Annotated in this window: 1 protein-coding gene; it reads left to right on the top strand. The window is 33.8% G+C overall.

Features of this window, described 5'->3' with window-relative positions; all coding sequences use genetic code 11:
• Window positions 1–529 (top strand): type ISP restriction/modification enzyme (locus BN338_RS12385; RefSeq protein ID WP_039762014.1); only part of this gene is annotated, 529 nt, incomplete at both ends.

Raw genomic sequence — 529 nt, 5'->3', positions numbered from 1 at the left:
TAATGATAAAAAATTATTTGCAATGTTTTCTCGTGGCATTATGACAAGCCGTGATGCGTGGGCATATAACTCAAGCTGTGCAACAGTAGCAAAAAATATGAATAATATGATTACTTTCTACAATAGCGAAATAGAACGTTTTAATGATAGCTATCGACGTTCTGATCGTGAGACACGTGAAAAGGCTGTAGACAATTTTATCAATACCGATGCTAAAAAAATAAGTTGGAGTTATAATCTTAAAAAAGACTTGGTAAAAGGAAAGTCTTTCAATTTTAAGGAAAATTATCTTACCAAAAGTTTGTATCGTCCTTTTACAAAACAGTGGCTTTATAGCGATTCTGCACTCAACTGCGATGGTGCTTATCAGACGCGGATATTTCCAATGAGCAAAGCGGTTGGAAATAAAGTGATACAAGTTTCTTCTATGGGAGCAAGAAGTGGTTTTTCTATTTTAATGACTAAGAATTTGCCTGACGTATGTGTAATTGATAATAGTCAATGCTTTCCACTCTATATTTACGAAGAT

Origin of the sequence: Bartonella queenslandensis AUST/NH15, from assembly GCF_000312585.1 — a bacterium.
In the GTDB taxonomy this organism is placed as follows: Bacteria; Pseudomonadota; Alphaproteobacteria; order Rhizobiales; family Rhizobiaceae; genus Bartonella; species Bartonella queenslandensis_A.
Note: the sequence above shows the minus strand (reverse complement) of the source record. Positions and strands in the feature narration are given on the sequence as shown.